This is a genomic window from Orenia marismortui DSM 5156 (assembly GCF_000379025.1).
In the GTDB taxonomy this organism is placed as follows: domain Bacteria; phylum Bacillota; class Halanaerobiia; order Halobacteroidales; family Halobacteroidaceae; genus Orenia; species Orenia marismortui.
The window spans coordinates 360,048-385,415 of sequence record NZ_KB900623.1 but is presented as its reverse complement, the minus strand read 5'-3'; the positions used below and the strand labels follow the sequence as shown (position 1 = coordinate 385,415).

Genomic DNA, 25,368 nt, shown 5'->3' with positions numbered 1-25,368 from the left:
TTTTTTAACTTTTAAGAATTGTAGGATAAGCTAATACATTATATGTATCTTCTATTTTACTAGTGCTTGTCTTAGCAAAATTATTAATTCACATTTAATATTATATCATAAAGTTAAAGTATGTCACATACGCCAAAAATATAATTTCTTCGAGATTAAATATCCAATAACTTTTCAAATCCATATACCAATCCTTCTATATCTTCTATCTTTCTAATTGCCAATTTAAGCCCTGGCATAAAAGATTCACGACTGATCGAATCAAAACGTATAGTTAGAGTTTGACCTAAACTTCCAAGTATAACCTCTTGATGAGAAACTAAACCTGCTAAACGCACACTATGAATATTAATACCATTTATTTTCCCACCACGCACTCCAGAAATTTTTTCAATCTGCTCTATATCATCTTCTTGATTTTGATTTTTTTTAATTGCTTCCGCAGTCTTAACAGCTGTTCCAGAAGGAGATTCAAGCTTACGATTATGATGAAATTCTATAATTTCTATATCATCCATAAATTTAACCCCCTGCTTGGCAAAGTGCATCATCAATACTGCTCCAATAGCAAAATTAGGCGCAATTAAAATATTATTTCTCTCTATATTTAATTCTCTTATTTGATCTAATTCTTCTTCAGAAATACCAGTAGTTCCAATTATCATATCTATTCCTTGGCTTATAGTAGTTTTAATATTCTCCATAACTACTTCAGGATTAGTAAAATCTATTACTAAATCTGGATTAGTCTTTGATATTACTGATTTCAAATTGTCATTTATTTTAACCCCGGGACTATCTAGTCCTAGAATTTGATGAATATCTTCTCCCTTTCTACTAACATCAACTGCACCTACTAATTCAAAATCTTGAACCTGTTCAATCATCCTAACTACCGTTCTACCCATATTACCATTAGCACCAACCACTACTATCCTTTTCATAACTTCCACCCCACTCTTTTTCCTTAAGAGTTAAGAATTAATAATTGATAGTTGGTATCTATAAATATATACCAAACTATCAACTATATAAACTTAAATTTCAAAGTGATTTAGATTCCTTTATACTCAATAACAACCGGCTGAATCTGCTTACCTTCCAAAGCATATTTAACTGTATCTACAATTAAGTCCATTCTAGATACTAGTGAATTAGGTTTTCCTTCGGGATTATCTTGACCAAAAGGAACAAAATAAATATTTGGTGTATTGATAAGATAACCTAAATTCTTAGCATTGTTCCCTAACCCATCATTGGTAGCTATCGCTAAGATAACCGGACGTTCATTTCGCAACTGCGCCTTCATTGCCATAACTACCGCACTATCAGTTATAGCATTGGCTAGCTTGGCAGCACTATTACCAGTACAAGGAGCAACCACTAACAAATCAAATAAGTTTCTAGGACCTATGGGTTCAACTTCTGGAATAGTAGTCATCGGTTCATTGCCAGTAATCTCTATTACCTGAGACCTCCATTTTTCTGGATTTCCAAATCTAGTTTCATGAGTTAATACTGCTTCTGATAATATAGGGGTCACGTCAAATCCTATATCTACTAACTCTTGCATAGCAGGCATAGCTTTGGCTAATGTACAGTGAGAACCAGTCAAAGCAAAACCAATACTTTTACCTGTAAATTCCATAGATAAGCACCTCCTAAATAATGCTATTCCAATATTAAGCGAGGGATAATCTTACCTAAAATTTGTCCTGCACTTCTAGGAGAAACCTTGCCAGGTAATCCTAAAGCCAACTCAGCTTTAATTCCAAGTCTTTTAGCTGCTTCAAAATTAGTACCACCTGGATAAGATGCTAAGTCAATAATCATTGCCTCAGATTTTACTCTTTCTAATAATTCTCCATTTAGAATTAAAACTGGGACTGTATTAAAAATAAAATCAGCTTTTGATATCTCATTAGCTAAATCTTTAAAGTCAACAGGATTTAAACCCATTTCTAATGCTCTAGCTAAATCTTTAGGTTTACGAGCAACTCCATAAGTATTGCTTCCCATTCCTTTTAACATTCTAGCTAATGTTATACCAACTCTTCCTAAACCTAAAACAAAAGAATTATTATTATGTAGGTTAATTGGCATTTCTCTAATAGCTATTTCAATAGCTCCTTCAGCAGTTGGTATAGCATTTAAAATAGCTAATTCATCAAGAGCAGCTAATTCTATCAATTCAATATCGTACTCTTTACACCATTCTTTAATCTTTGGTTTAGCAAACCCTATAAAGAATTTACTCCCAGCATTCAGTTGAGCAAAAAAATCTTCTGTTAAGATAACTTCTCTATCACTAAAAGTCTTTTTTACTTGATAGCTATCATTAGTACCTGTCATAGGAGCAATTATAGCATCTAGATCCATATCTAATTCTTCTAATGAATTAACTACTGTTAAATTTTGAACACCAACTCTTAGTGAATGACCAAGCACCTGCAAATCAGCGCCTTCTTTTAATAATATAGACAATAATTCTATCTCTCTATCATCTCCACCTAAAAGAGCAACCTTCTTATTAGCTAACCTTTTGAGAGTCATATTTTATCCCCCTTTCTTCAATTAATCAATAACATTATATGTTTAATTAACTTAAGTGTGCTTGTCTATGCTTAATTATAAAGATTTGACCTTTTACTTTGTAAATACATTTTTAAAAAAACAGACTAAAGAAAATCTACTTATAACAGCTTGAAAGTTTATTAAATCTCAATCAAATTATCTAATCCATAAACAACACCTTCAATTTCATCTAACTTTCTAACAGCTAATTCAACACCTGGCATAAAAGATTTACGATTAATTGAATCATGTCTAATAGTTAAAGTTTGACCCAAACCTCCAAAAATAACCTCTTGGTGAGCAACAAAACCTGGCAAACGTACGCTGTGAATATTAATATCATCATGCTCTCCACCACGAGCACCTGTTATCTTTTCAATCTCTTCTACTTTTTCCTTCTTTTTAGAGAGATTCTTGCTAATTAACTCAGCAGTTTTAATTGCTGTTCCCGATGGAGCATCAATCTTTTTATCATGATGTAATTCAATAATTTCTACATTATCCATAAGCTTAGCTGCTTGTTGAGCAAATTGCATCATTAAAATTGCTCCAATAGCAAAATTAGGAGCTATGATAACTTTATTTCCATTCTCTTGACTCATTTTTTCAATTTTTTCTAAATCTACTTCAGTAATTCCAGTAGCTCCTACTACAATATCTATTCCCTTTTGACTAGTTAATTTAATATTATCCATAACAACTGTAGGATTAGTAAAATCAATTACTGCATCTGCTTGAGTTTGATCTAAAGTCTCAGCTAAATCATCACTAATTCTTACAACAGGGGCATCTAAACTTAACAATTGATTTATATCCTCTCCAACTCCTGTAACATCGACCGCTCCTACTAGTTCAAAATCATCCTTCCCAGCAATCATTCTAACAACCTCTCGACCCATCTTTCCATTAGCTCCAGATACTACTATCTTCTTTAGCATATTCTCACTCCTTTTAATTTAGTGACTAATAAAAAGTATTATTTATTTTATTACCTCTTACTATAAAAAGCGATTGGTAGTACTACCAATCGCTTTATAAAAATAAAGGATAAGATAGCCCCCCACTAGATAAGCTAGTGACAGTCTTATACCTATTAAGTACAAGCCCAACTAAGCTAGATAGCTAATCATAGCTTAATTTCGGCAAAAATCCCTTTCACTATAGATCTACACTAGCTAGCTCCTTATAGATACTGATGATTTTTGCTCCTCAATCTTAATCTCATTCATATTATTTACTTTTAATTTAGGTATGAACATAAAATACTAGATAGTTAAATTATATATGATAAAATCTATATTTATGTAAGCACTTCAAAAATGATCAACTAATAAGATCATCATTTATAAATAACTCTTGAGTAATATTATATAACTTGTTAATTATTTTCTAATATTTAATTACTTTTGTCAAGCTTATTTATAAAATTTTATAAATAAATTTCAAGAGTGAGAGATTTATTTCTCTCACTCAATTATTCTTTATTAATGAGTAGCTACATCATAAGATCCAGCATCTTTTAATTTAGCAGCAACATCATTAATTTTTTCTTGCTCTGTGTCTTCTACCGCTACTAAAATATTACCACCTTCAACTTCACCAGCATACCTTTCACCCTCTTGCTGGTCAATTCCATAATCAACTAAACCACCTGTAACACCACCTGCTGCAGCACCTGTTAAACCTGCTGCTATAGGTCCAGCAGCTAACACAGGTCCTAAACCAGGAATTGCTAATAATCCAGCACTAGCTAAAACACCTGCCACTCCTCCTATAGCTCCACCTGTAGTAGTTCCATCTACTAAATTTTGTCCTTCAGCTCCCATTTCCGCTCCAGCTTCAATGTCCTGATCTTCACCATTCTTTGCTACTAGTGAAATCTTATCTTCAGATATTCCTAGATCTTTGATACTACTAATTGCACTTTTAGCTGCCTCTTGATCATTGAATAATCCTAAAACTTTTGGCATATCTTTAGCTCCTCCTATAGTAAATTTGGGCATATTTATGCCCTCCTTTTTGGGGATTTAATATTACAGTTATATTTTATCCAAATAAGTGTCTAATATTCTGCATGGCTCAAATATTGATCATAATCAGTTGAATTCAAATCTACAATTATTACTTCATCTCCAATCTTAATTACTGTACTCCAAGGAATAAAAAAGTGCTTAACTGTGGAAAATAAACTAAAGACCCCACCTTGTTGTGGAATCATAATTGATTCTAGCTCACCTGTGTTAGGATCAAAGGTTAATTCCGTTCCAGCAACCATTCCTAATCTACTACCATCATTAATATTTATAATCTCTTTTCCTTCTAATTCGGTTAAATTCATTATTTCTCCCCTCCAGTTTATTAGATACTTCTTATATATTCTTAAATTCCATTTAGAAAAGTAATATCTAATATTATATTTATGTTAGAGCATGAAAAAAATATTAATAATTTGGGTTTTATCTATTAGCTAAAGTGTTCTATTATAAATTAAAATGAAATAAACCCAAGATATATAAATAGAAAAATAGCACATATATATGTGCTATTTTTCTATTTATATATTATATTGAGATCATTTAAAGTTATAATAATTTTCAAACTTATAATTATTATACCCCAGTATGACCATAACCTCCCTCACCACGTTTAGAATCAGATAATTGCTCTACTTCTTCCCATTCAACTGTTTCATATTTTTGAACAATCAATTGCGCTATTCTATCTCCTTTATTAACTTTAAACGCTTCTTTACCATGATTAATTAATACAATACCAATCTCTCCTCTATATCCAGGATCAATTGTTCCTTCAGCATTTAAAACTGTAATTCCATGCTTTAATGCTAATCCACTCCTAGGTGCTACTTTTCCCATATAACCCTCTTCTAAACTAATGGCAATTCCCGTTTTAAAAATTTTATACTCACTTGGCTTTAAAACTCCTTCTTCAATCGAACATAAATCCATCCCTGCATCTTCTATACTACCATGTTGATACTCTGGTAAAATAGCTGCATCATTTAATCTTCTAATCTTAATTTTCATCATTTGCCCCTCCAAAAATTACTATTATTAAATTTAATTTTATCTTTTATCGATTATTATGTCAACATCGAAATGAAGTATCAGTCCTCTTCTAAAGAACCTAAAATATTTATGGTCAATTGATTATAAATCACCTTGGATTTAATTATAATTGGATTAGAAAAATTATTCTTAAACTTAAAATCTAAATAATCCCAAGCAACTGCTACATCTTTTCCATCAGGAACATAAGTAATATCTTTCGAATGAATATGCCTTTCTATAATCTGAAACTCATCAGCTTTTAATGCATTAAATAATGTACTAGATACCTGACAGATTCCACCACCAATACCTAAGCTTAATTCTCCATTAATAATCTCAGGAGCTTCTTTAAATCCTTTCTCCTTAGTTCTAGGCCCTACTACTTTATTAAAAGAGAATACTTCTCCAGATAAAAGTAATCTATTATTAATCAATTCAGATGCTAATTTTATATTTTCTTTTCTACCATCACTTCCTCTTACAGTTGTAGTATAGTTTCCAATTTTTTTATTTATCTTTTCTATATCTTCTTTATATAAATAAGGCTTTATTTTATATTTAATCTCCTTTATTTTAGAATTTTTCTCAACTTCAAATATTCTATTCCCTGTAGCAGTAATATCAATTATCTCTCCATAAGATTCAGAAACAATCTCTCCACTATCATGATCTATAGTAGCATTAACAGGATATAAGATGCTATCTTTGGAGTAATAATACAGCAAAGATTCAACTTCACTTCTCAAATATCTACTCAAATCTTGATTTTCAAAATAAACATTTTCCTCTACACCCCAAATAATACGAAGTAACTTATCTACTTCTGCAACTAATCCCAAAATCAAAATACCAATTAAAATAATAACTATTAATATAATTAATCCTCTTTGAATTGTATACATAGAACCCTTTCTTTTAGCCATGATAATTTTCCTATTCCAACAATTCAGAAACAGTAACTAGCTTATAACCCTTTGCTTGTAGCTTTTCTATAATTTGTGCTAAAGCTTGAGAAGTAGGTTTAGTTGGATGCATTAATACAATTCCTCCATTTTGTGCTTTACTTAGTACTCTATTAATAATTACTTCTGGTGCTGGTCTTTGCCAATCTATTGTATCAGCACTCCACATTATAGTTTTGTAACCAGCTTCAGATGCAACCTCAGAGATTCTATCATCTACTTCCCCATATGGTGGAGCAAAAAGATTAGTTCGTATACCAGTAGTCTTATATATCAATTCTTCATTATCCTTAATTAATTTAATAAGTTTATCCTTAGATAATTTTTTGGGATGTAAATGTCGATAACCATGATTACCTAACTCATGGCCACGTTCTTTAATCTCTTTGGTCTTATCGGGAAATTTCTCAACCCAACGTCCAATAAAAAAAAAGGTAGCTTTTACTTGATATTTATCTAAAGTATCTAACATTGATGGAAGGTATTCTTCTCCCCAAGCTACATTAATAGTTAAAGACATTGCTTTCTTAGCTGCTGGCCCTTGATAATAAGCCTTTTCTTGTGGATTAAAAACAGCCTGTTCTTGAATTTGATCAGACTGATCAAAGTGTAAAACCCCAAAACTTAATAACATTACTACTCCTATTAACCCTAACAGAACATCTCTGTTTAAGGGTAAATAAAATATTTTAACCTTTCGTCTAGACACTATTTTTCAACTCCTCTCTTTTTCTGAATTCCAGAATAACTCTCTACATAATAATCTTTAAGATAAATTAATTTAGATAGGGGTACAACTTTATAACCTCTTCTTTTTAGTTCAGGCAGTATTTTTCTTAATGCTTGTGGCGTGTTTTGACCATTATTATGCATCAAGATAATAGAACCAGCTTCAATATTATCTAATACACGCTTAACAATATAATCAGTACTTACATCCATCCAATCATGGGAATCAATACTCCATTGAATTGGATAGTACCCTAACTCTTCACAAGTTTTGATTAAAAGATTATTATATTCTCCAAAAGGTGGTCTAAATAAAAACGGCTTCTTTCCAGTCAAATCCTTAATTAATTCTCCAGTTTTATTTAACTCTACTTCTATTTGTTCTCGATTTAAAGAAGCCATATGTGGGTGAGTATAACTATGATTTCCCACTTCATGTCCATTAGCTGCTATCTCTTTTACCAAGTGAGGATATTCTTCTAGCCAATTGCCACCAAAAAAGAAAGTAATATTAACATTATTTTCTCTAAATATCTTCAATAATTCTGAGGTATTTTTTGACCCCCACATCCCATCTAAAGTAATAGCAACCTTCTTTTCTGAAGTATCTACTTTATAAATTGGAACTAGTTTATTATTGCTAACCCTGATTGCTTGATGATTAAAGATATCATTAGTAACTAAGCCCAATAAAAAAAAACTAATACTTAGTACAACAGAGAAAATCAATAAGTCTTTCTTAGTTAAATCTATTTCCACTAATAACCTCCTCCTTCTCTGCTATCTATTTATTCAAAAGCATTATAGAATATAACCCTTGCAATAAATTATAAGTACTTTATTCAATATACATATACATCAAATTAATATAATATATGTTATATCTAATATAGGTTATGAGGAAATAGTAAAATGGAATATTTTTCTCTGAATATTATTAATTCTTATTAATATACTTTTATAACCCTAACTTATATAAAGGATGTTTATTATGAAAAGCTTAAAAGTATATTTTATTTCACCTTTAGCTATTATATTATCTTTATTATTTATATTTATCTTGAGCATTGCTATTACTTTCACAGTAAAAAGTACCGAAAATTATTCAAAACTAGATAAGACTATCATAATTGATGCTGGACATGGTGGAATAGATGTAGGAGCTAATAAAGCTAATATTTTAGAAAAAGATATCAATCTAGCCATAGCTAAAAAATTGGACACTTTTTTTAATGATAGGGGAAGTATTAAAACAATTATGATCAGAACTGAGGATAAATTATATGAAGATGATCGTAACAAAGATATTGTTCACAGAGCAGAATTAATACAAGAAAGTAAAGCTGATATTTTAATTAGTATACATGTAAATAGCTTTCCTAGTTCTCAATCCTTTGGAGGACAGACTTTTTATAAACCCAAATCTGAAAAAAGTAAAGAACTAGCAAATTTCGTTCAAGAAAAATTAATAGAAATCCAACCTAAAAATTATAGAAGAATAAAAGAAGGACCTTACTATATACTACGCAAAAGCAAAATTCCCTCTGTTATTGTAGAAGTTGGCTTTATTAGTAACCCTGAAGACAGAAAGAGAATATCAAATTCTAAAGAACAAGATAAAATTGCACAAGGTATAGGTGAAGGAATTATTAATTATCTAAATCATAATTTAAAAATAAATCCTCAGGATAAACCTAGCTTGGGAAATAATAATATCAAAAATAGCATAAAACTTTACTTTGGTGATTATTCCTTCAAAGAAGAAGAAAAACTATCTAGTGAAGAGATTAATTTGAAAAATTTAAAAGTTATTAATCTAAACAATATTTCACCTATTGAAGCTTTAGCTACTCATGTTATTAAAGAATTATTAAAAGGGCCTCATCTTAAGCACCACTTCAAGTTAATTCCTAACTCTACAAAACTATTAGGAATTAATATTATTGATAATATAGCCTATATCAATTTCAATCAAGAATTTATAAATAATAATACAAGTGGTATTGGAGAATGGTTAAAAATAAGATCTGTGATAAAGACCATGACTCAGATACCAGGAATTGAAAAAGTACAACTTTTAGTAGAAGGAAAACACTTAAGTACTAGTCATTTTTTCTTAGATCATCCACTAAACTAAGTACTAAAATATAACTAAAAATAGAAGATTCATACTGGTTAATTAAAGTTAAATATCCAGTACTAGAACTTAAATATAGGATAAAACAAATAAAAGTAGAGTGAAATTTCACTCTACTTTTATTGATCAATAATAACCTTAGATAGCAGATCAAATAGTTATACTTCTAACTAAAATCTAATAAACTTAATACTAACATTAAATATAAACTTTTTAAATAAAATAAGTATTATTATTGCTATTAAGAACAGAGTTAATACTGGACTAATAATAAGTAATGAAGATAACAAAACAGCAGTTAATACTTCTACACTCAATAAGTTAAAATTATTTGAAGCAACATCTCTTAATCTAATAACATTTTTTATTTTATTTCTACTTGCTTGAACAACAGTAGAAGTACCACCACCTGCAATAATAGCTAATGACCATTGCAATAAAGGACTGACATCCACTACAAAAGAAGACATTACAATAGTTCCTGCAATTGCAGTCACTGTAGTAGAAATACTGCTTAAAAAACTTTCAACTTGAGGTATATAATAAGCAATCATTTCTAAAATTGTAGCAATTGTGAATACATACAAAGCAGAATCACTACCTATCCATTGAAAATCACTCGCTAATTCAAGATTTCCTGTTAAAGCAGAGATGCTCATAACTAACAAAGGAATAAATACCCTAAAACCACAAGCTGCACTTAAGCCTACTCCAATTAACATACTTAAGATTAAATTCAATCTTATCATCTCCAGATCTCTTTACATATATCTAATCTGCCTAACTAACATCATAGCTACTATATCATCTATTTAGTAAAATATATGATTATTAAATAGATTTTAGACTAGTTAATTATTATAAATGATACCTTGTAAATAGCATATTAGTAACAAGTAACTAATAATAGAGGACAAGTTAATAGATTTTTAGTTCTCCCAAATATTGAATACTATTATAATATTAATCTTAGCATGAGTATCTTCTATAAAATCCAAAAAAACAAAAAGAATCTCTCTTAATATTAAGAGAGATTCTTTTCTTATCCTGCGAAATAATGTCTTCCAATTTTAGTGATAATAGGTCTACTATAAATCCACATAGAGGTTACTTTTGCTGGATTATAATAGAAGGTAGCTCCATAACTTGGATCCCATCCTTTTAAAGCATCTTTAGCAGCCTTCATTGCTTGGCTATTAGGTTGTAACCAAAACTGTCCATCATGAACAGCTGTAAAAGCCCACGGTTGAAAGATTACTCCTTTGATCGTATTTGGAAATTCTTTATCTTTAACCCTATTTAAAATCACAGCAGCAACCGCCACTTGCCCTTGATAAGACTCTCCTCTTGCTTCAGAATAAACTGCTCTTGCCAACAAGTTAAGTTCTTCTTGATTTACTGGCATAATATACTTACTGGCTTTAACTGCTTCTACACTATTATTAACTTTATACAAATTTTTAGCAGCATAACTAAAAGTGGTCTTACCTAACAATCTATTAATTGTCTCTCTACCTGCAAAACCATCAATCCTTAGATTCTGATCACTTTGAAAGTTAATAACCGCCTTCTCAGTTTCTTTTCCATAAACACCATCAACCATACCTGGATTATAACCCCAATGGCTTAATTTCGTTTGTAATTGTCTAACATCATAACCTGTACTTCCAAAATATAAAATTCTATCTCCTAAAGAGGCTGCTTCACTAACCATAGTCAATCCTATTATTACTAACATAACTACAAGTAACGAAATAGTAAATTTCCTATTCAATATCATCTACCTCCTTAATGTCTAAATTTATAGCCTTTTGACTTTGTTTATTATATATAAAAGCATTAAATTTATCAAAGTAATTTTTTGGATATAAAAAATAAAAAGCAAGGTGCTAGTTAACTAGCACCTTGCTTTTTATTTCATAAAGACGTGATTTCCTATTTGAACAAGAACCTTCCTTGTCTTAAACCACCATTGATGCTTAGCTGTACGTGGATTATAAAAATACTGAGCACCCCTAGTAGGATCTTCACCTCTTAAAGCAGCTCTTGCAGCTTGATAAGCCGTTCTATTAGGTCTTAAATTAATCTGACCATTAGCAACTGGACTAAACTGTCTAGGTTGATAAATCACATCAGTTATATTATTTGGAAAATAAGAGCCAATTACACGATTTAAAATTACTGCTCCTACAGCTACTTGTCCAACATAAGGCTCTCCACGTGCTTCTCCATAAATTAGCCTAGCCAAAAGTTCAAATTCTCGATTACTTATAGTATGATATAATACCTCTTTAGGAGTTAAATTATTAATAGGTAGTTTAATTTGATCTCCCAAGCGAATCATATTATTATCTAAATCGTTTAACTCTTTAAGCACACTAATACTAGTATTAAATTCCTTAGCCAAATCGTATAGATTATCTCCGCGTTTAATATAATAATTTAAAGTCTTCAACCCACTTAAATCAAATCTTTTTTTATTTTTCTTCTTTTCTATTTTTACTTTATATTCTTGATTCAAATCTAATTTATATTCACTTAACTCATCTCTTTTAGTATAAAAAGAGAATTTATCTTGTGTTTGTTCAGGAATTTCATAATTCTGTGGGATAATTAATTTATCACCTACTTTAATAAATTCATTTTCCTTTAAATCATTGGCCTCCCTAATTTGATCTATAGTTACATCAAATTTATGAGCTAAGTTAATTAAAGCATCACCTTGTTCTACAGTATAAATCAATTGAATTTGAAATATAGGTGTGGCAAAACTCACTTGTGCAATTATAAAAACCGACATAAGGCATATAAATAAAATAAATTTAGATTTTATCATTGATAACTAATCTACCTCCCTATATATTTGATTTGATATGACTATTATATAGATTTTCGACATCCCTTTTTTATATTCCTACCTGATTAAATTGATTTTTCAATTTTATTAGTCAAATCTCCTAAACTATCAATTAATATCTGACAATCTGAAGGAAGAGACCTTAAGAAAATATTCCCATAACTTTTGCTTATAACTCTATTATCTAACATAACAATCCAACCCTTATCCTCTTTAGTTCTAATTAGTCTACCAAAGCCTTGTTTAAACTTGATCACAGCTTTAGGCAGCATATATTTATAAAATGAATTTTCACCTTCTGCTTTCAATTGTTCTACCTTAGCTGCTACTACTGGTTCACTTGGTACTACAAAAGGTAGTTTTACTATAACTACACAACTAAGTTTTTCACCTGGTATATCTACTCCCTCCCAAAAACTAGAGGTACCTAATAATACTGCTTTTTCACTCTTTTTAAATTCTTCAACTAGATAACGTCTAGATTTTAAACCTTGACAATAAATATTATCCACTTCCAATTTCTCTAACTCATCATTTAAAGAATGATAAACTTTATTTAACATTCCATAAGAAGTAAATAAAAATAATGTTCTACCTTTAGTAGAGCGAACTATCTCTTTAGAACTAGCAATAACTCCATTGATAAAGTCAGATTGATTTGGTTGAGGTAAATCTTTAGCAATACCAATTTTTAATTGCTTACGATAGTTAAAGGGGCTTCCAACTTCTAGAGTCTCTACATCATGTTCTATTAACCCCAAACTTTCTTTTACAAAATCAAAAGAATTATTTACTGTCAACGTAGCTGAGGTTAAAATTACAGAATCCATCTTAGATAATAAATTATCATGTAGTTCTTGGCCAATATTCAAAGGAGCAGAATGAAGACTACACCTTTCTCCTTGATTTTCTAACCAATAGACATAATCCTCTTCAGGATAATTAGCTATCTCAGCTATATTTTCACCTATTTCAAGAATTGAATCTATATTTGCCTTTAACTCTACTGTTAAAACATCAATTTCTTCTATTTCTTCGTCATAATTTATTAAATCATTTAATAGATCACTTAACATTTTTCCTAATTTATTTAAATTAATTAATAAATTTTCAAATTCAACCAGTAAAACTTCTTCCCAGAATTTATCTTTTCTAGTTTCTTTTATTAGCCTCAACTTCTTCTCTCTATTACCACTTTTCTTATCAATAAAAGATATTAAATTATTAAACAAACTCTGTCCTAAATCATTTATCTTTCTGACTAAAGAAATTAAATCATTGTCAATCTTTTGTTGAAATTTTTTCTTAACCTTAGTCTCTAAATTACTTACTTCTAATCGAGTCCTTAATAATAATCCTGTACCTTGATCTGGATTATATAAAGATTCTAAAAGCTTAATTATCGCTTTTCTACTAACTCTAAATCCTAAATAGCTTGTAGCCACTTCTTCTATATTATGAGCCTCATCAAAGACTACCTTTTTATAGGGAGGAAGTACAGCACTTTCATCCTCAAGATCTCTTGCCTTTCTTAAAGCTAAATCAGCAAATAATATATGATGATTAACTATTAATATATCTGCCTCCTGAGCTTCTTCTCTGGCAAACATAACATGACATTGATCATAATAAGGGCAATTACCTCTCAAGCAAAGATCACTTTCACAAGAGATTTGATCCCATAACTTATAATCAACTCTAAAATTCAAATCGGATCGACATCCTGTTTGAGTCTCTAAGACCCAATTATTGATTTGAGAAAGAGTATTATATCCTGTAATATCTAAGTCTGCAATTTTTCCAAATTGAATTAACCTTCTTAAACAAATATAATTCTTTTTTCCCTTAACCAAAACAGCCTTAAAATCCAAATCAAAGATCTCTTTTAATAAAGGTATATCTTTTTTAATTAATTGTTCTTGTAAGTTAATAGTATTAGTCGAAATAATAATTTTTTCTTCATTTTTTAAAGCTAACAAAATACTTGGAACTAAATAAGCTAAAGATTTTCCTGTTCCTGTTCCAGCTTCTACTAATAGATGTCTGTGCTTAGAAAAAACCTCTGAAACCTTTTCAGCCATCTTCTGTTGTTCCGGTCGATATTCATATTTTTCAAAAAATAAATCTAGTTTATTTCCTGGAAGAAAAAAATCTTTTACATCTTTTAAATATTCTTTTTGATTCATATTTAAAACTCCTTATTCTACTAAGCCCCTAATAGTAGCTAAATTTCTTTGATCATCACCATCTTCATTAACTGGCGTCTCTAAAATGAATAATTTATCTTTTAATTTGGGATGATTGACCAAGTTTCTAAAACCTTTTAATCCAATCTCACCTTGTCCAATATGTTGATGACGATCCTTATTTGAAGCTAATTCACCAAGAGAGTCATTAGCATGGATAACACCTAACTTATCTAAAGTAATTTTTCTTTCTATATCCTCTATTAAATTTCTTAATTTCTGCTTATCTCTAATATCATAACCAGCAGCAAATCCATGACAAGTATCATAGCATATCCCCAAATGTTCACTATTATCAACTTTATTTATTATTTGTGCTAACTCCTCAATATTCTTGCCTACAGATGTTCCAGCACCAGCTACATTTTCTAACAAGATCATTACCTTAGGATTGCTTTCTTTTATCACCTGTTCTAGAGCTGATGCAATTCTATCTATAGCTTTATCTACTCCAGAACCTGTATGACTACCTGGGTGTAAAACCATATACTTTGCTTTTATTAAATCAGCCCTTTTTACCCCTTCAATTAGGGCTCTAATTGATTTCTCATATAGATCATCTTTAGGTGAAGCCAAATTAATCAAATAGGGAGTATGAATTATAATTGGACCTAAGTTATATTTATCTAAGTTATTAGCTAAGTCATTGGCCTCTTCTTTACTTATAGTTTTAGATTTCCATCCACGAGGATTGGTTGAAAATATTTGAAAAGTATCGCATTCTAATTCTGCTGCTCTAATAGCAGCTTTATCAATTCCACCTGCAATTGAAGTATGTACTCCAAATCTCATTATATCACCTCAATTTTAATTTTAACACCATTTATAGCAAAAATTCATCTTAAATTTTTACCTATGTAATTTTTTCTAAAAATAAGTTTATAAATATTAAAAAAACATAAACCAGAAAATCCAGTTTATGTCTTGTTTTTTATATTATTCTTTTTTATCTTCATTCTCCTGCTTTAAAGCATCCTTACGAGATAAATTAATTCTACCACGATTGTCTATTTCTATTACTTTAACCAGAACTTCATCTCCAGTCTTTAGAATATCTTCTACCTTATCCACACGATGATCTGCTAACTTAGATATATGAACTAAACCTTCTTTTCCTGGTAGAATCTCAACAAAAGCACCAAAACCTGTAGTTCTTTTTACTTCACCTAAATACATTTCTCCAACTTCAACCTCTTTAGTCAACTTCTCAATTATATCAATTGCTTGTTGACCACTTTCTTGGTTATCAGCAGCAATGAAAATAGTTCCATCATCTTCAATATCAATCTTAACTCCTGTTTCATCAATTATACCTTTTATAGTATTTCCACCTTTTCCAATCACATCTTTAATTTTTTCCGGATCAATACTCATTGTAATTATACTTGGAGCATATTCTGATAGTGAAGTACGAGGTTCTGAAATAGCTTCTAACATTTCAGCTAAGATATGAAGTCTTCCTACTTTAGCCTGTTCTAAGGCCTCAGCTAAGATTTCTTTAGATACACCCTTAATTTTCATATCCATTTGTAAGGCTGTAATACCTTCTTTAGTTCCTGCTACTTTAAAATCCATATCTCCATTAAAATCTTCTAAGCCCTGGATATCAGTTAAAACAGCAACATTGTCTCCTTCTTTCATTAGTCCCATAGCAATTCCTGCTACTGGAGCTTTAATCGGTACACCTGCATCCATTAAAGCTAAAGTACTACCACAAATACTTGCTTGAGAAGTGGAACCATTTGAAGATAACACCTCAGAAACCAATCTAATTGTATAAGGAAATTCATCAGCAGATGGTATCATTGGTCTAAGAGCCCTCTCTCCTAAAGAACCATGTCCTATTTCTCTTCTTCCTGGAGATCTTAAAGGACTTGTTTCCCCAACACTATATGGTGGGAAATTATAATGATGCATATATCTTTTAGATTCTTTTTCTTCTAAACCATCTAAAACCTGCTCATCTCCAACAGCACCTAAAGTCGCTACTGTCATTGCTTGAGTTTGACCACGAGTAAATACTCCAGAACCGTGAGTTCGAGGTAATAAACCTACTTCAGACCAAATAGGTCTTACTTCATCCAACTTACGACCATCAACTCTAATTCTTTCATTTAATACTAGACTTCTTATTTCTTTTTTAGAGATTTTATCTAAAACAGACTTTACACCCTTAATAACTTCCTCTAAATTTTCATCTTCTTCATATTTCTCTTGGAAATGATTAATAACATCTTCTCTTACTGCATCTTTATTAGCTCCACGCTCTTTTTTATCTTTAGTTTGTAAAGCTTCTTTTAACCTTCCACCTACATATTCTTCTACTTCTGCTTCTAAATCAGGATTATCAAAAGTTTCAAATTCTACTTCTGCTTTCTCTTTTCCAATTTCTGAAACAATTTCATTTTGGAATTCAACTACTTTTTTAACTGTTTGATGTCCAAAATCAATTGCTTCAATCATATCTTCTTCAGATACTTCATTAGCTCCTGCTTCTACCATCATTACAGCATCATCTGTTCCGGCTACCGTTAAATCAAGAGAACTACCTTCATACTGTTCTATTGTCGGATTAATAATAAATTCTCCATCAACTAATCCAACTTTCACCCCACCTATTGGACCATCAAAAGGAATATCCGAAATAGCTAAAGCTGCTGAAGCACCTATCATAGCACATATATCAGCTGTATTATCAGGATCTAAAGATAATACAGTAGCTACAACTTGTACATCATGTCTAAAACCTTTAGGAAATAAAGGTCTTAAAGGGCGATCAATTAACCTTGCCGCTAAAGTAGCAGCATCACTTGGTCTACCTTCACGCTTGATAAATCCTCCTGGTATCTTTCCAGCAGCATATAATCGTTCTTCATAGTTAATCATTAATGGAAAAAAGCTAATTCCTGGACGTGGATCAGACATAGTTGCAGTTACCAATACAACAGTATCTCCATATCTTACTAATACTGAACCATTAGCTAATTGTGCTAACTTTCCAGTCTCAACACTTAACTCTCTACCACCAAAATCCATTGACCATTTATGTGACATAATTCAAACTCCTTTCTTATAAACTACCTTTATCATATGTATTTATTGATATAATTATAAAAACAATATATAATCTGTCATCATCTCATTTATATCTAACAATAAAAGGTTAAAACTCCTTTATTGTCAAAAATTATCCAAATATTAAAATTTAAGAGCGGGAATTCCCGCTCTTAAATAGTTTACTATTATCTTCTAATACCTAAATCAGCAATTAAATTACGATAATTTGTAATGTCTTTATTCTTTAGGTATTTTAGTAATCTTCTTCTTTTACCAACCATCTTTAATAATCCACGTCTTGAATTGTGATCTTTTTTGTGAGTTTTAAGATGTTCAGTAAGTTCTTTAATTCTCTCAGTTAAAATAGCAATTTGAACTTGAGCAGAACCAGTATCACCTTCATGAATAGCATATTTCTCAATGATTTCTTCTTTTCTAGCTTCAGATAACATTTACTTTCACCTCCCTATATTCTTCAATCCCCAATTACCAAGTCAAACGTCGGAGCAACGAATAACCTAGTTAATGGTTAATTACATATAACATTGTAGCATACCAAGATTAAAATGTAAACAATATTAATTAGTTTTTTAATTTAGATATTATATGGTTAACCGAGTTTAAAATGAAAGTTAATGAGTATAAAGTGACAGTAACAAGTGACTAGTAACAGGTGACTAGTTAATCTATTTACTGCTTACTTGTCACTAGTTACTGAACTGTCATTTTATCTATAACTATGTATTTAAATTTCATTCTAAGCTTGCACATCCATAAACTATAAGCTATCTATTTTATCAAGAATAATTTTAGATACTCGAACATCTTCTTTCATTCTAGAGATTAATTCTTCAACCGTTTTGAAATTTTCTTCTCCTCTAATTCTCTTTATAAATTCTAATTCTATTCTTTCACCATAAATATTATCACTAAAATCAAAGATATAAACTTCAATACTGAATTTATTTTTATTAAAAGTAGGTATTAATCCAAGATGTACTGCACCACCATAGATCTTATCTTTAACTCTTACTTTGCAAGCATATACTCCTAATGGTGGTAAAACATAATCAGCAAAAGGATGTAAGTTAGCTGTAGGAAAACCTAGCTTTCTCCCCCGTTGATCACCTTTTATAACCTCACAATCCAATATGAAGTTTCTACCTAATTGCTCCTTAACTTCATCTACTCTTCCCTCTAAGATTAAATTTCGAATATAAGTACTACCAATTTCTTTATTTTTAAACTTAATAGAAGGTATAGCTTGTACTCCAAATCCTAACTTTTCACCCAACTTCTTTAATCTATCAGGTGTTCCTTTACCTTTATAGCCACATTTGAAGTCTTCACCTACTATTATCTCCTTTACTGAAAAACGCTTAAGCAAATATTCTAATACAAAATCTTCATAAGGAATCCTAGAAAATTCCTCAGTAAACTTTTTTACAATTATTTGATTAATTCCTAAAGATTCAATAACTCTTCTTTTCTGCTTCCAACTCATTAATGATTTAGGTGTATTATTAGGTGATACAACTTTTAAGGGATGAGGGTTAAATGTAAAAAGAGCACTATTATAGTCTAATTTCTTTGCTTTATTTACTGTTAATTTAATTATTTCTTGATGCCCTAGATGTAATCCATCAAAAGTACCTAAAGTAATTATTGTATTTGAATTTCTAGCTTGATTATAATATATCTCCATTTAAATAACCTCTCCTTTCAGGAGGGATTTAAGTTAAGATTATTAAATATATTCACAAAAGGAAAAATTTATACAAAAACCCTCTCTGGCTTAAAGATATTCTTATCATCACTAGTATACCAAGCATAAACAGCTATAAAATTATTATCAAAATCATATACTCTAAACTTCTCACCTACTTTAGGTGGTTGAATTAGATCATCTGCTAATTGATTTAAGCTTATATAGGCACCATTTTTTAAAGTTTTATTAGCATCTTCACTTACTCGAATACTTCTCAAATGGGTCAAAGCACTATCTAGAGGTTGAACTAATTCTTCTATTCTATCTTTTTTCTTTAACAGTTCTATCTCCTCTAAAGTCAATGCTTCTGATAAAGAATACTTCCCTACTTTTGTTCTGACTAAAAAAGACATATATGCTCCAATACCTAACTTCTTTCCTATATCAGCACATAATGTTCGAATATAGGTTCCTTTAGAACATTCTACATCTATAATTAATTTCTTTCCCTCAAAAGATACTAGATCTATATTATAAATATCAATCTTCCTTGGCTTACGTTTTACCTTTTTCCCTTGTCGAGCTAATTTATATAATCTTTTTCCATTATGTTTAATAGCAGAATACATAGGAGGGATCTGCTCAATTTCACCTATAAATTCTTTTAAAACTTTTTCAACCTCTTCCTGGTTCACAGAGAATTCTCCGGCTTTTTTTGTTATTTCACCAAAAGCATCAAGAGTAGTAGTTTCAACACCTAATGTAATTTCAGCACGATAAGCTTTACGGGTATCAGTCAAAAAAGGGACTACCTTAGTTCCTCTACCTAGACAAACTGCTAAGACTCCAGCTGCTCCAGGGTCTAGAGTACCAGCATGTCCAATTTTCTTCATTTCAAAAACTTTTCTACAAAAATAAATAATATCAAAAGAAGTCATTCCAGGTGGTTTCAAAATATTAATAATCCCTTTCACTCTATCTCACCTGCTTTAACTCTTTTTTAGCTGCATTTACTACTTCTTCTATTGCTTCATTTAAGTTAGCATCTATACTACATCCCGCAGCTCTTGGATGTCCACCACCACCAAATTTATGGGCAAGTTTATCAACAGGAAAGTAACTATTAGACCTTAAACTCACTCTAATAATCTCTTCCTCTGTTTCTTTAAATAAAATAGCAATTTCTACTCCCGCTAAACTTCTTGGGTAATTTACTATTCCCTCTGTATCTTCCATTGTTGCTCCTACTTCAGATAATAAATCTTGGCTTACTTTTACCCAAGCTATCTTCTTTGAATCATCAATTTGTAAATTTTGCAATACCTTCCCTCGCAAAACTAGACTTTGATAAGAATGAGTATCAAATACCTTTTTAGAAATTTCAGCAGTATCAACATCATAATTCAATAATTCTGCCATAATTTTATGAGTTTTAGAAGTAGTATTAGAATAGCGGAAAGAACCAGTATCAGTGATCAATCCTGTTGCTAAAGCAGTAGCTATATCTTTGTTTAATTTAGCTTCTTCTAAAGCATCAATTAACTGATAAATTATCTCTGCAGTAGCTGCTGTATTTTTGACTAGATTATACTCCCCAAAATAAGGGTTGTCTCCGTGATGATCAATATTAATAATAGCTTTACTTTTAATTATATTCTTCACTTTAGCAATACGGTCTAAATCACTGCAATCTAATGTAAAGCACATATCAAAATCAATATCTAAACCATCTTCATATCTAATAATTTCATCAATACTATGTAAAAAAGAGAAACAGCTAGGAATTTCATCATCTATAACTACTACTGTTTCTTTTCCTAGCTGCTCTAGAACTAATTTTAAAGCAATAACTGATCCCAGATTATCTCCATCAGGATTAACATGACTTGTAATTAAAAAGCGTTGCTTTTGAGATATTAAATTAGTAATTTCAACTAATTTATTATTCTTCATCAATTCCACCTGTTTCATCACTTTTTATATCTTTAAGGATTTTAAATATTCTCGTTCCAGTTTCAATCGAATCATCATATCTAAATATAACCTCTGGAGTGTGGCGTAATCTAATTCTTTTTCCTATTTCACGACGAACAAAACCAGTAGTTGCTGCTAAACCTTCCATAGTTTGATCTTTATCACCATTTAGAATACTAACAAAGACCTTAGCATGGCGTAAATCTCCAGATACCTCAACATCAGTAACGGTAACAAATCCTATCCGAGGATCCTTAATCTCTTTTTGCAACAAATCACTTACTTCCTGTTTAATTAATTCTGCAACACGTTCTGGACGATGATTTGCCATCTATATCAACTCCTATCAATTAGTAACGAGTGACTAGTGAAAAGTAACTAGTCCTTTATTTACTTGTTACTCATTACTTGTCACCTGTCACTGAATTATAATGTTCTCTTAATTTCTTCAAAGTCATAGATTTCCATGATGTCTCCTTCTTTAACATCATTATAACCTTCAATACCTATTCCACATTCATATCCTTCTGCTACTTCACGAACATCATTTTGGAACCTTTTCAAGGAACCAATATCTCCTTCATGAATAATCTTACCATCTCTAAGAAGTCTTACTTTAGAATTTCTATTAACAGTTCCATTAGTTACATATGCCCCAGCAATTACACCAACTTTAGGAACTTTAAAAGTCTGTCTAACCTCAACTTGCCCTAATACAATCTCTTTATAATCTGGATCTAATAATCCTTCCATAGCACTCTTAACATCATCAATAGCTTTATAGATAACACGGTAAGTTCTAATATCTACCTTTTCTTTTTCTGCCACTTTACGCGCATTTGCTCCAGGACGAACATTAAATCCAATAATAATAGCATTAGAAGCAGAAGCTAACATAACATCAGTTTCTGTAACTCCTCCAACACCACCATGGATAATATTCACTTCAACTTCATCAGTACTTAGTTTCAATAAAGATTGCTTAACTGCTTCTACAGAACCTTGCACATCAGCTTTAACAACAATATTTAATTCTTTAACATCACCTTGCTGAATTTGACTAAATAAATCATCTAAATTAACAGTTGTATTTCTAGTTAATTCATCTACTCTTTTCTTATCCTTTCTTTTTTGAGCAACTCCTCTTGCACTTTGATCATCTTCAACTGCTTCTAAAAGATCTCCTGCATTCGGTACATCAGATAAACCTAAAACTTCTACAGGTGTAGCAGGGCCCGCTTCTTCTAATCTTTCTCCTCGATCATTAACCATTGCTCGAACTCTACCAGAAGCTACTCCAGCCACAATAGCATCTCCAACCTTTAATGTGCCGTTATTAACTAGCACAGTTGCCACTGGACCTCGCCCTCTATCTAATTCAGCTTCAATAATAACACCATTAGCTGCTCTATTTGGATTAGCCTTTAACTCTTCCATTTCAGCAGTTAAAACGATCATTTCTAATAATTCATCTAAATTTTCTTTTTTAAGAGCTGATACGTTAACACAGATTGTATTTCCTCCCCATTCTTCAGGTACTAATCCATGTTCAGTTAACTCTTGCTTAACTCTATCAGGTTGTGCATTTGGTCTATCAATTTTATTAACGGCTACTATAATAGGAACTCCTGCAGATTTTGCATGGTTAATAGCCTCTATAGTCTGTGGCATAATTCCATCATCAGCAGCAACAACTAATATAGCAATATCCGTTGCCTGAGCTCCACGAGCTCTCATTGAAGTAAATGCCTCATGACCCGGTGTATCTAAGAAAGTAATTTTCTGTTCATCTACCTCAACTTGATAAGCACCAATATGTTGAGTGATTCCTCCAGCTTCCCCAGCAGTTACTTCAGTTTCACGAATTGCATCTAATAATGTAGTTTTACCATGGTCAACATGCCCCATTACTGTAATAACTGGTGGTCTTAACTCTAAATCTTCCTCTTTATCTTCAATATCATTCACTAAGCCATAAATATTATCTTCATCACCTGTATTCTCTTCTTCTTTTATTTGATAACCATACTCTGCTGCAATATTTTCCATCTGCTCCATAGTTAATTCTTGATTAATCATAGCCATAATTCCTAGATTAATCAACTTAGTCATCAAATCATTAGCCTCAATCTCTAACTCTTCAGCTAACTCTTTTACTGTTAAAGTACCTTCAACTTCAATTATTTTATCCTCATCAAATTCATCTTCACTTTCCTCTTCATCGACTATCATATCTAATACTAATTCTGCTGTTTCTTTCTCTACCGTACTCATATGACTTGTAACATCTACACCTAAATCCTGTAATATCTTAATTAATTCTTTATTTTCCATTTCTAGTTCTTCTGCTAACTTATAAATTCTAATACCCATTATCCATACACCTCCGTTATTTGTATCCTCAAAACAACTCTAAAACCTAGCCTAGCTACAAAGTAGATTTCTAACTATCTAGTTGTGATTCACTTTTAATATCTATCTTCCAACCAGTTAATTTAGCTGCCAATCTAGCATTTTGTCCTTCTTTTCCAATTGCTAAAGATAATTGATAATCTGGAACAATGACCTTTGCTACATTAGCTTCTTCATTAGCCTCCACTTTAACCACCTCGGCTGGGCTCAATGAGTTTGCTATAAACTTCTCAATATCTTCACTCCATTGAACAATGTCTACCTTCTCACCACTTAACTCATCCACAATAGCTCTAACTCTTGAACCATTAGGTCCTACACATGAACCAACAGGATCCACATCTTTTTGTGTAGAATATACTGCTATTTTAGATCTATGCCCCGACTCCCTTGATACAGATTTAATTTCTACAACTCCATCATGAATTTCTGGAACTTCTAGCTCAAATAACCTCTTTAGTAACCCAGGATGTGTTCTAGAAACTAAAATATTAGGCCCTTTAGAAGTTTGACTTACTTCAACAACATAAACTTTAATTCTATCGCCTGGATTATAATATTCACTTTGCATCTGTTCAGTAGGAATTAAGATAGCTTCTGTCTTACCTAAATCAATAATAATATTATTCTTATGTTCCCTTTGTACAATACCAGTTAAAATATCTCCTTCACGATTAGCAAACTCCTCAAAAATAATATCTCGCTCTGCTTCTCGAATTCTTTGAATAACTACCTGCTTGGCAGTCTGTGCAGCTATTCTACCAAAATTACCTGGAGTAACTTCTATTTCTACTTGATCTCCCATAGAGTAATTTGGATTTTTTTCTTGAGCTTCTTCCAAAGAAATTTCTTGTTCTGGATTACTTACATCTTCTACAATTATCTTCTTAGAATATACACTCACTTCTCCACTGCTTTCGTCAATTTCTACTTCAACATTTCCAGCAGCACCAAAATCACGTTTATAAGCGGATTTTAAAGCAGCTTCAATAGCATCTAATAACATTTTCTTAGGGATACCTTTGTCTTTTTCAATATCTTCTAACGCCTGAATCAATTCAATATTCATCAAAACTCCTCCTTAATAATTCCTAAAACTCAATTGCTAATCTAGTCTGTGATACCTTATCAAGTGGAACTAGAATTTCATCACCATCTATTCTAATTTCTATGTTATCATCTTTTAAACCTAATAGCTCTCCTGTTAGTTTTCTTTGACCATTAATTGGGGCATATGTAGATATATCTATTAACCGACCACTAAACCTTTTATAATCTTTTTCAGTTTTTAAAGGGCGATCAATACCAGGGGATGACACTTCTAATAAATAAGAATTTGCAATTGGATCATCTATATCTAATTGTTCACTTAACATTCTACTAATTTCTTGACAATTTTCTAAAGACACTCCATCTTCTTGATCTATAAAAACTCTCAAAACCCAATTTTCTCCTTCTTTCTTATACTCTACATCAACTAGTTCCAAACCTTTTTCTTCAATAATAGGTTTAGCAAGCTCTTCTACTAAGGTTTCTGCTTTTTTTGCCATAATGCTCCCCTTTCATTCTTATAATTTCATTTTATCTTACCATTTTTTAGACCAAATTATTCCTCTTATAATTTTTATTTTACTAAATCAAAAT

Annotated in this window: 25 protein-coding genes and 1 riboswitch; of the genes, 1 reads left to right on the top strand and 24 read right to left on the bottom strand. The window is 31.0% G+C overall.

From position 1 onward, the window contains the following. Positions 1–155 precede the first annotated feature (155 nt). The 10 genes from dapB (OREMA_RS0115575) to OREMA_RS0115530 all read right to left on the bottom strand — a co-directional run bounded on the left by dapB (OREMA_RS0115575) (position 156) and on the right by OREMA_RS0115530 (position 8,092). On the bottom strand, positions 156–944 hold the full coding sequence (gene dapB, locus OREMA_RS0115575; RefSeq protein ID WP_018250181.1) for a 4-hydroxy-tetrahydrodipicolinate reductase: 789 nt from the start codon (positions 942–944) through the stop codon (positions 156–158). A gap of 110 nt (positions 945–1,054) precedes the next feature. Beyond that, the gene (locus tag OREMA_RS0115570; RefSeq protein WP_018250180.1) at positions 1,055–1,648 is read right to left on the bottom strand and encodes a dipicolinate synthase subunit B; all 594 of its coding nucleotides are present in this window, start codon (positions 1,646–1,648) and stop codon (positions 1,055–1,057) included. Between the two features lie 23 nt (positions 1,649–1,671). Then, positions 1,672–2,553, bottom strand: coding sequence for a dipicolinate synthase subunit DpsA (gene dpsA / locus OREMA_RS0115565; protein WP_018250179.1), 882 nt, complete (start codon positions 2,551–2,553; stop codon positions 1,672–1,674). 161 nt (positions 2,554–2,714) lie between these two features. Continuing rightward, the gene (gene dapB, locus OREMA_RS0115560) at positions 2,715–3,512 is read right to left on the bottom strand and encodes a 4-hydroxy-tetrahydrodipicolinate reductase (protein WP_018250178.1); all 798 of its coding nucleotides are present in this window, start codon (positions 3,510–3,512) and stop codon (positions 2,715–2,717) included. Positions 3,513–3,619: 107 nt separating this feature from the next. After that, positions 3,620–3,795: riboswitch (Lysine riboswitch) on the bottom strand. Between the two features lie 263 nt (positions 3,796–4,058). Continuing rightward, on the bottom strand, positions 4,059–4,577 hold the full coding sequence (locus tag OREMA_RS0115555; protein WP_018250177.1) for a general stress protein: 519 nt from the start codon (positions 4,575–4,577) through the stop codon (positions 4,059–4,061). A gap of 59 nt (positions 4,578–4,636) precedes the next feature. Further along, on the bottom strand, positions 4,637–4,912 hold the full coding sequence (locus tag OREMA_RS0115550) for a YlmC/YmxH family sporulation protein (protein ID WP_018250176.1): 276 nt from the start codon (positions 4,910–4,912) through the stop codon (positions 4,637–4,639). Positions 4,913–5,183: 271 nt separating this feature from the next. Beyond that, positions 5,184–5,618 (bottom strand): dUTP diphosphatase, encoded by a 435-nt coding sequence (gene dut, locus OREMA_RS0115545; protein WP_018250175.1) that lies wholly within the window; start codon positions 5,616–5,618, stop codon positions 5,184–5,186. Between the two features lie 80 nt (positions 5,619–5,698). Continuing rightward, positions 5,699–6,565: a VanW family protein gene (locus OREMA_RS0115540; RefSeq protein ID WP_018250174.1), complete on the bottom strand. Its 867-nt coding sequence runs from the start codon at positions 6,563–6,565 to the stop codon at positions 5,699–5,701. Between the two features lie 10 nt (positions 6,566–6,575). Then, positions 6,576–7,313, bottom strand: a complete 738-nt coding sequence (locus tag OREMA_RS0115535; RefSeq protein WP_018250173.1) for a polysaccharide deacetylase family protein — start codon at positions 7,311–7,313, stop codon at positions 6,576–6,578. Continuing rightward, positions 7,313–8,092 carry a polysaccharide deacetylase family protein gene (locus OREMA_RS0115530; RefSeq protein ID WP_018250172.1) on the bottom strand — a complete coding sequence of 260 codons (780 nt, stop codon included), beginning with the start codon at positions 8,090–8,092 and terminating at the stop codon, positions 7,313–7,315. The genes OREMA_RS0115535 and OREMA_RS0115530 overlap by 1 nt, the downstream gene beginning before the upstream one ends. Positions 8,093–8,324: 232 nt before the next feature. Here OREMA_RS0115530 and OREMA_RS18515 point away from each other — a divergent pair, with 232 nt between their 5' ends. Next, a complete protein-coding gene (locus tag OREMA_RS18515; protein WP_018250171.1) occupies positions 8,325–9,470 on the top strand; it encodes an N-acetylmuramoyl-L-alanine amidase in 1,146 nt (381 codons plus the stop codon). A 170-nt stretch (positions 9,471–9,640) separates the two neighbouring features. Here OREMA_RS18515 and OREMA_RS0115520 read toward each other — a convergent pair whose 3' ends face one another. From OREMA_RS0115520 to rimP, 14 genes are all read right to left on the bottom strand, one after another. Beyond that, the gene (locus OREMA_RS0115520; RefSeq protein ID WP_018250170.1) at positions 9,641–10,210 is read right to left on the bottom strand and encodes a DUF4126 domain-containing protein; all 570 of its coding nucleotides are present in this window, start codon (positions 10,208–10,210) and stop codon (positions 9,641–9,643) included. A 302-nt stretch (positions 10,211–10,512) separates the two neighbouring features. Next, positions 10,513–11,250, bottom strand: a complete 738-nt coding sequence (gene sleB / locus OREMA_RS0115515) for a spore cortex-lytic enzyme (protein WP_040657472.1) — start codon at positions 11,248–11,250, stop codon at positions 10,513–10,515. A 132-nt stretch (positions 11,251–11,382) separates the two neighbouring features. Then, positions 11,383–12,306 (bottom strand): cell wall hydrolase, encoded by a 924-nt coding sequence (locus OREMA_RS0115510; RefSeq protein WP_018250168.1) that lies wholly within the window; start codon positions 12,304–12,306, stop codon positions 11,383–11,385. A gap of 86 nt (positions 12,307–12,392) precedes the next feature. Further along, positions 12,393–14,513: an ATP-dependent DNA helicase gene (locus OREMA_RS0115505; protein WP_018250167.1), complete on the bottom strand. Its 2,121-nt coding sequence runs from the start codon at positions 14,511–14,513 to the stop codon at positions 12,393–12,395. Positions 14,514–14,525: 12 nt separating this feature from the next. Further along, positions 14,526–15,365, bottom strand: a complete 840-nt coding sequence (locus OREMA_RS0115500) for a deoxyribonuclease IV (protein WP_018250166.1) — start codon at positions 15,363–15,365, stop codon at positions 14,526–14,528. A gap of 144 nt (positions 15,366–15,509) precedes the next feature. Next, positions 15,510–17,627: a polyribonucleotide nucleotidyltransferase gene (pnp, locus tag OREMA_RS0115495; protein WP_018250165.1), complete on the bottom strand. Its 2,118-nt coding sequence runs from the start codon at positions 17,625–17,627 to the stop codon at positions 15,510–15,512. Between the two features lie 188 nt (positions 17,628–17,815). After that, positions 17,816–18,082, bottom strand: a complete 267-nt coding sequence (gene rpsO, locus OREMA_RS0115490) for a 30S ribosomal protein S15 (RefSeq protein ID WP_018250164.1) — start codon at positions 18,080–18,082, stop codon at positions 17,816–17,818. A 326-nt stretch (positions 18,083–18,408) separates the two neighbouring features. Further along, entirely contained in the window at positions 18,409–19,335 is a 927-nt protein-coding gene (locus tag OREMA_RS0115485; protein ID WP_018250163.1) for a bifunctional riboflavin kinase/FAD synthetase, read from the bottom strand. A gap of 68 nt (positions 19,336–19,403) precedes the next feature. Beyond that, positions 19,404–20,312, bottom strand: coding sequence for a tRNA pseudouridine(55) synthase TruB (gene truB, locus OREMA_RS0115480; RefSeq protein ID WP_018250162.1), 909 nt, complete (start codon positions 20,310–20,312; stop codon positions 19,404–19,406). Position 20,313: 1 nt separating this feature from the next. Further along, on the bottom strand, positions 20,314–21,291 hold the full coding sequence (locus OREMA_RS0115475) for a DHH family phosphoesterase (RefSeq protein ID WP_018250161.1): 978 nt from the start codon (positions 21,289–21,291) through the stop codon (positions 20,314–20,316). Beyond that, positions 21,281–21,643 carry a 30S ribosome-binding factor RbfA gene (gene rbfA / locus OREMA_RS0115470; protein ID WP_018250160.1) on the bottom strand — a complete coding sequence of 121 codons (363 nt, stop codon included), beginning with the start codon at positions 21,641–21,643 and terminating at the stop codon, positions 21,281–21,283. Before rbfA ends, OREMA_RS0115475 begins: the two co-directional genes overlap by 11 nt. Before the next feature lie 95 nt (positions 21,644–21,738). Continuing rightward, complete coding sequence (gene infB, locus OREMA_RS0115465) at positions 21,739–23,685, bottom strand: translation initiation factor IF-2 (RefSeq protein ID WP_018250159.1); 1,947 nt, start codon at positions 23,683–23,685, stop codon at positions 21,739–21,741. Between the two features lie 70 nt (positions 23,686–23,755). Further along, positions 23,756–24,793 (bottom strand): transcription termination factor NusA, encoded by a 1,038-nt coding sequence (nusA, locus tag OREMA_RS0115460; protein ID WP_018250158.1) that lies wholly within the window; start codon positions 24,791–24,793, stop codon positions 23,756–23,758. A 22-nt stretch (positions 24,794–24,815) separates the two neighbouring features. Continuing rightward, positions 24,816–25,274, bottom strand: coding sequence for a ribosome maturation factor RimP (rimP, locus tag OREMA_RS0115455; RefSeq protein WP_018250157.1), 459 nt, complete (start codon positions 25,272–25,274; stop codon positions 24,816–24,818). Positions 25,275–25,368: the final 94 nt, after the last annotated feature.

Bases quoted from the DNA above. Each gene is read 5' to 3' on its own strand.
- nusA (WP_018250158.1), bottom strand. From the start codon at position 24,793: ATGAATATTGAATTGATTCAGGCGTTAGAAGATATTGAAAAAGACAAA.
- OREMA_RS0115570 (WP_018250180.1), bottom strand. From the start codon at position 1,648: ATGGAATTTACAGGTAAAAGTATTGGTTTTGCTTTGACTGGTTCTCAC.
- OREMA_RS0115510 (WP_018250168.1), bottom strand. From the start codon at position 12,306: ATGATAAAATCTAAATTTATTTTATTTATATGCCTTATGTCGGTTTTT.
- dpsA (WP_018250179.1), bottom strand. From the start codon at position 2,553: ATGACTCTCAAAAGGTTAGCTAATAAGAAGGTTGCTCTTTTAGGTGGA.
- OREMA_RS0115540 (WP_018250174.1), bottom strand. From the start codon at position 6,565: ATGGCTAAAAGAAAGGGTTCTATGTATACAATTCAAAGAGGATTAATT.
- OREMA_RS0115475 (WP_018250161.1), bottom strand. From the start codon at position 21,291: ATGAAGAATAATAAATTAGTTGAAATTACTAATTTAATATCTCAAAAG.
- OREMA_RS0115555 (WP_018250177.1), bottom strand. From the start codon at position 4,577: ATGCCCAAATTTACTATAGGAGGAGCTAAAGATATGCCAAAAGTTTTA.
- OREMA_RS0115505 (WP_018250167.1), bottom strand. From the start codon at position 14,513: ATGAATCAAAAAGAATATTTAAAAGATGTAAAAGATTTTTTTCTTCCA.
- sleB (WP_040657472.1), bottom strand. From the start codon at position 11,250: ATGATATTGAATAGGAAATTTACTATTTCGTTACTTGTAGTTATGTTA.
- rimP (WP_018250157.1), bottom strand. From the start codon at position 25,274: ATGGCAAAAAAAGCAGAAACCTTAGTAGAAGAGCTTGCTAAACCTATT.
- pnp (WP_018250165.1), bottom strand. From the start codon at position 17,627: ATGTCACATAAATGGTCAATGGATTTTGGTGGTAGAGAGTTAAGTGTT.
- OREMA_RS18515 (WP_018250171.1), top strand. From the start codon at position 8,325: ATGAAAAGCTTAAAAGTATATTTTATTTCACCTTTAGCTATTATATTA.
- rbfA (WP_018250160.1), bottom strand. From the start codon at position 21,643: ATGGCAAATCATCGTCCAGAACGTGTTGCAGAATTAATTAAACAGGAA.
- dapB (WP_018250178.1), bottom strand. From the start codon at position 3,512: ATGCTAAAGAAGATAGTAGTATCTGGAGCTAATGGAAAGATGGGTCGA.
- dut (WP_018250175.1), bottom strand. From the start codon at position 5,618: ATGAAAATTAAGATTAGAAGATTAAATGATGCAGCTATTTTACCAGAG.
- infB (WP_018250159.1), bottom strand. From the start codon at position 23,685: ATGGGTATTAGAATTTATAAGTTAGCAGAAGAACTAGAAATGGAAAAT.
- OREMA_RS0115485 (WP_018250163.1), bottom strand. From the start codon at position 19,335: ATGGAGATATATTATAATCAAGCTAGAAATTCAAATACAATAATTACT.
- dapB (WP_018250181.1), bottom strand. From the start codon at position 944: ATGAAAAGGATAGTAGTGGTTGGTGCTAATGGTAATATGGGTAGAACG.
- rpsO (WP_018250164.1), bottom strand. From the start codon at position 18,082: ATGTTATCTGAAGCTAGAAAAGAAGAAATCATTGAGAAATATGCTATT.
- OREMA_RS0115550 (WP_018250176.1), bottom strand. From the start codon at position 4,912: ATGAATTTAACCGAATTAGAAGGAAAAGAGATTATAAATATTAATGAT.
- OREMA_RS0115500 (WP_018250166.1), bottom strand. From the start codon at position 15,365: ATGAGATTTGGAGTACATACTTCAATTGCAGGTGGAATTGATAAAGCT.